The sequence below is a fragment of the Neisseria sp. P0009.S007 genome (assembly GCF_051962515.1).
This window is the reverse complement of record NZ_JBQCVF010000135.1, coordinates 1-4,583: the sequence shown is the minus strand read 5'-3', so window position 1 is coordinate 4,583 and position 4,583 is coordinate 1. Positions and strand designations below refer to the sequence as shown.

6 protein-coding genes and 1 tRNA gene are annotated in these 4,583 nt (G+C 49.6%); 4 read left to right on the top strand and 3 right to left on the bottom strand.

Annotated elements, in window-relative coordinates; translation table 11 throughout:
* The coding region (locus ACTHS3_RS10340; protein WP_440367911.1) for a serine--tRNA ligase at window positions 1-1,082 on the bottom strand (1,082 nt) is incomplete at its 3' end.
* 125 nt (window positions 1,083-1,207) lie between these two features.
* Window positions 1,208-1,283: transfer RNA gene (locus tag ACTHS3_RS10335), tRNA-Glu, on the bottom strand.
* A gap of 133 nt (window positions 1,284-1,416) precedes the next feature.
* Here ACTHS3_RS10335 and ACTHS3_RS10330 point away from each other — a divergent pair.
* The 4 genes from ACTHS3_RS10330 to dcd all read left to right on the top strand — a co-directional run bounded on the left by ACTHS3_RS10330 (window position 1,417) and on the right by dcd (window position 4,324).
* Window positions 1,417-2,316: a recombination-associated protein RdgC gene (locus tag ACTHS3_RS10330; RefSeq protein WP_049347929.1), complete on the top strand. Its 900-nt coding sequence runs from the start codon at window positions 1,417-1,419 to the stop codon at window positions 2,314-2,316.
* A 78-nt stretch (window positions 2,317-2,394) separates the two neighbouring features.
* Window positions 2,395-3,177: an ADP-ribosylglycohydrolase family protein gene (locus ACTHS3_RS10325; RefSeq protein WP_036491306.1), complete on the top strand. Its 783-nt coding sequence runs from the start codon at window positions 2,395-2,397 to the stop codon at window positions 3,175-3,177.
* A 22-nt stretch (window positions 3,178-3,199) separates the two neighbouring features.
* Window positions 3,200-3,631, top strand: coding sequence for a hypothetical protein (locus ACTHS3_RS10320; RefSeq protein WP_070624771.1), 432 nt, complete (start codon window positions 3,200-3,202; stop codon window positions 3,629-3,631).
* Between the two features lie 126 nt (window positions 3,632-3,757).
* Entirely contained in the window at window positions 3,758-4,324 is a 567-nt protein-coding gene (gene dcd, locus ACTHS3_RS10315) for a dCTP deaminase (protein ID WP_003680541.1), read from the top strand.
* Window positions 4,325-4,379: 55 nt separating this feature from the next.
* Here the strand turns inward: dcd and ACTHS3_RS10310 are convergent.
* Window positions 4,380-4,583 (bottom strand): kinase/pyrophosphorylase (locus tag ACTHS3_RS10310; protein ID WP_440367910.1); only part of this gene is annotated, 204 nt, incomplete at its 5' end.

Genomic DNA, 4,583 nt, shown 5'->3' with positions numbered 1-4,583 from the left:
TGCACCATTTCCACTTTGTCGAATTGGTGTTGGCGAATCAAACCGCGCACGTCTTTACCGTATGCGCCCGCTTCGGAACGGAAACATGGGGAATGCGCAGTCAGTTTCAACGGCAAATCGCTGCCAGCCACGATGCTGTCGGCAACGGTATTGGTCAGCGTTACCTCGGCAGTCGGAATCAGATATTGCGTTTTCTTGCTCTCGTCGCCGCCGCGGGTAACGTGGAACAAATCTTCTGCAAATTTAGGCAGTTGGCCCGTACCTTGCAGGGTGGTGTCGTCCACGATGTAGGGTGTGTAATGCTCGGTATAGCCGTGTTGCAGCGTGTGCGTGTCCAGCATGAATTGCGCCAGTGCGCGGTGCAGACGGGCGATTTGACCTTTCATCACGGTAAAGCGTGCGCCGGACAGTTTCGCACCGCCTTCAAAATCCAAGCCCAAAGGCTCGCCCAAATCAACATGGTCTTTAATTTCAAAGTCAAATTCGCGCGGCGTGCCGACTTTGCGGACTTCAACGTTTTCAGTTTCGTCTTTACCGACAGGCACGCTTTCGTGCGGCAGGTTCGGAATGCTCAGCAGCCAAGCATCCAATTCCTTCTGAACGGCATCCAAATCAGCGGCAGCCTGCTCCAAATCGGTTTTCAACTCATTAACACTTGCTGTCCCATCTTTCACAAGAACATCGATAACGCCATCCTGCTGCACAATATATTCTGGCTCATCACTGTTGAATTTTTTGATAAATTCACTTGTACCAGCTCCGATACCTGCACCCAATAACGCTGCTTGAAATTTCGAGCCTTCTTTTGCCACAGATCCTCCAACTAAAGCACCTATCAAAGCCAAAGCAAGGGTCGGAGTATAATCAGGGGATTTTTCTAGTTTCTTTTGTTCAGAGCGTAATCCGCCAATATCTTTAGATACGGCATTTCTTGTGGCTTGTAGATCTTCCACTTTAATCTGCAACTGACGTCTTTTTTCTTCAAGCTCATTGAAACGCGCGGTATCAAACTCGTAACCGCGGGCGGCCAAACGTTCGGCAACTGCGGCGGTATTGCTGCGGAGCAATTGGATGTCTAACATTGTTTTCTCTCGTTTAGATTCAGAATGGCATTATTGTAAACCAATTTAAAGATATTTTCACAGCGACAGGCCGTCTGAAAACAAAAAACGCCCCTGCAAAAAGCAGGAGCGTTTTTTAAGAATTCTGGCACGCCCACGGGGATTCGAACCCCGGTTGCCGCCGTGAAAGGGCAGTGTCCTAGGCCTCTAGACGATGGGCGCGTAACCGAAGCGCGAACTATACAGAAAGCCTTTTCTTCTGTCAACAACTTTACTGCATTTTTAAAGATGCTGCCGATTTCCGTATGTTATTTTCCCTGTATAATGCCGGTTTTAATAAAAAGGAAAACTCGCCATGTGGTTTAAGCAAATCAGTTTTTATCCGCTCAACAAAGACAAGTTGCCCGAATTGGAAGTCCTTGCCGACAAATTGGCGCAATCCGAATTTGCCCATTGTCAGGGTTTGGACTGGTTTAGCGAAGGCTTTGCCACGCCGGTTTCCTTTTCGCCCGAGTTGGTTTTCCCTGCCGATTACACTTGGCGCGTTGCTCTGAAAAAAGAAGAAAAAGTCCTGCCCGCCGGCGTAATCCGCGATATTTTGGATGAAAAGGTTTTGGAAATCCAAAACAACGAAGCGCGCAATGTTGGCCGTAAAGAAAAACAAGAGCTGAAAGAGCAGATTACCGACGACCTGCTGCCCCGTGCTTTTACGCGCAGCAGCCGCACACAGGCGATTTTCGACACGCGCCACGGGTATCTTTTGGTCAACAATGCCGCCTCTGCCAAAGCGGAAAACATCTTGACCAAACTGCGCGAAGCGTTGGGCGGTTTGGAAGCCTCGCTGCCCAACACCAAACAATCGCCCTCTTCCCTGATGACCAGCTGGCTGCTGCAAGGCCATTGCGAAGGCGGTTTTGAATTGGACAGCGATTGCGAACTCAAAGGCGTAGGCGATGTTGTTCCGGTCGTCAAAGTTTCCAAACAAGACCTGACCGCCGACGAAGTGGTACAACACGTCAAAAACGGCAAAACCGTTACCCAGCTGGGCTTGGTATGGCGCGAACAAATCGCGTTCATCCTAACCCAAGACTTTACGCTCAAACGCATCCAGTATCTGGACGTTTTGCAAGAAGAAGCGGAAAGCAACGGCGACGATGCCGCCAGCCTCGCCTTTGCCTCGCAAATCCTGATGACCGAAGCCATCAGCACCATGTTGGAAGAACTGGTTTCTTATTTGGGCGGCTGGCAAGAGTAATTTTTCAGACGGCCTTTTGATTGGGAAATATCAAAGGCCGTCTGAAATATAAATAGAAGTATCAGAAAGGATGTCATGATGTTGGGCGCAGTCATCGGCGATATTGCCGGATCACGATTTGAGTTTGACAACTACCGTCACACCGATTTCGATATTTTCAGCCCCGACAGCGACTTTACCGATGACACGATTTGCACTGTTGCCATTGCCGATTGGGTTTTACAAGGTTGCAACGATCATTTGGCCTCTATTTTGCAAGGCTGGTGTAGGGCATATCCCTGCCCCAAAGGCGCATATGGCGGACGCTTCTCACAATGGATAGAATGGAAAGATCCAGAACCTTATAATAGCTGGGGCAACGGCTCGGCCATGCGTGTTTCTGCCGTTGGCTGGGCATTTGCCACATTGGAAGAAACCCTGCATTTTGCCGAACAATCCGCCGCCGTAACGCACAACCACCCGGAAGGCATTAAAGGCGCGCAAGCCGTAGCCGCCGCCATCTTTTGGGCGCGTACCGGCATGGGCAAAGCGCAAATCAAAGAAAACATTACGCGACAATTCGGCTATGATTTGAGCCAAAGTTGCGACCAAATCCGCCCGCATTATCATTTCAACGAAAGCTGTCAGGACACCGTACCTCAAGCAGTTACCGCCTTTCTTGAAAGCGATGATTTTGAACACGCCATCCGACTGGCGGTTTCCCTGGGCGGAGACAGCGATACCTTGGCGGCCATTACCGGTAGCATTGCCGAAGCCTACTACGGTATCCCTGCATCCATGCGCGAACACGCTTTAGCCATATTGCCACGCCGCATTGCTGAAACCCTGCTGACTTTTGAATCCCAATATCAGGCCGTCTGAAACCGCCTGCAAAAAGGAATGAATGATGAAATACCTTGCCCTACTCCCTATCGCCTTCATGCTGGGTACGCCTGCCATTGCCGAAACCATCAATCCTTATCAGGAAAAAGGTTGCGTTTACGATGGCGATGTCGGCAAAGACGGCAAACCATCCGGCAAAGGCACATGGAAATGCCAAGACGGCCGCAGCTATGTCGGCGCCTTTAAAAACGGCAAATTTGACGGCAAAGGCGTATATACCGTCTCCGGCAACAGCGAAACCTTTATCGAACCTTTCTCCTCCAACAGCGCCAAATTACGCAATATGACGCTGGAGGGCATGTTCAAAAAAGGCAGGGCGCACGGAAACTTTACCGCTTCCCAAAACGGCACACCCGTCTTCATCATGAAATGCGAAGACGGTATGATTAAAGAAGTCAAACTGGCTAAGAAATCTGCTTCCAAAACCAAATAAACAGCCTTTCAGACGGCCTTATCCGGCTTTTAGGCCGTCTGAAACATCAATGAACAAGCCTGCTTATAAGGCTGTTGTGTTGATTTTAAAGAATTTCCAAACAACCCTTACCCCAGGACAACCACCATGAGCATTAAATCCGACAAATGGATACGCCGCATGGCCGAAGAACACGGCATGATTGAGCCGTTCGAGCCCAACCAAATCAAAGAGGCCAACGGCCAACGCATCATTTCCTACGGCACATCCAGCTACGGCTACGACATCCGTTGTGCCAATGAATTCAAAATCTTCACCAATATCAACAGCACCATCGTTGATCCAAAAAACTTCGACCCAAAAAACTTCGTTACAGTCGAAGACGACTGTTGCATCATTCCGCCCAACTCCTTTGCACTGGCGCGCACAGTCGAATATTTCCGCATCCCGCGCAACGTCCTAACCGTCTGCTTGGGCAAATCCACCTATGCTCGCTGCGGCATTATCGTCAACGTTACCCCGTTCGAGCCTGAATGGGAAGGCTACGTTACGCTTGAGTTTTCCAACACCACCCCCCTGCCTGCCAAAATCTATGCAGGCGAAGGCGTGGCTCAAGTCTTATTCTTTGAAAGCGATGAAGTCTGCGAAACTTCATACAAAGACCGAAACGGCAAATACATGGGGCAAACCGGTGTTACCCTGCCTAAGACTTAATACACAAAATAAAAAAAGGCCGTCTGAAATTTCAGACGGCCTTTTTTTATTTCATTTAGAAACGGCGTTTCAACTTACATGCCTGCAAGATATGAACGGCGAGTTCTTCCACAGATTTATCCGTTGTATTGGTAAACGGCACTCCGTGGCGTTTGAACATATTTTGCGCATCGGCAATCTCGCTGCGGCAAGTATCGATTTTGGCATAGGTCGAATTAGGACGGCGCTCATGACGGATAGCCTGCAGACGCTCAGGCTG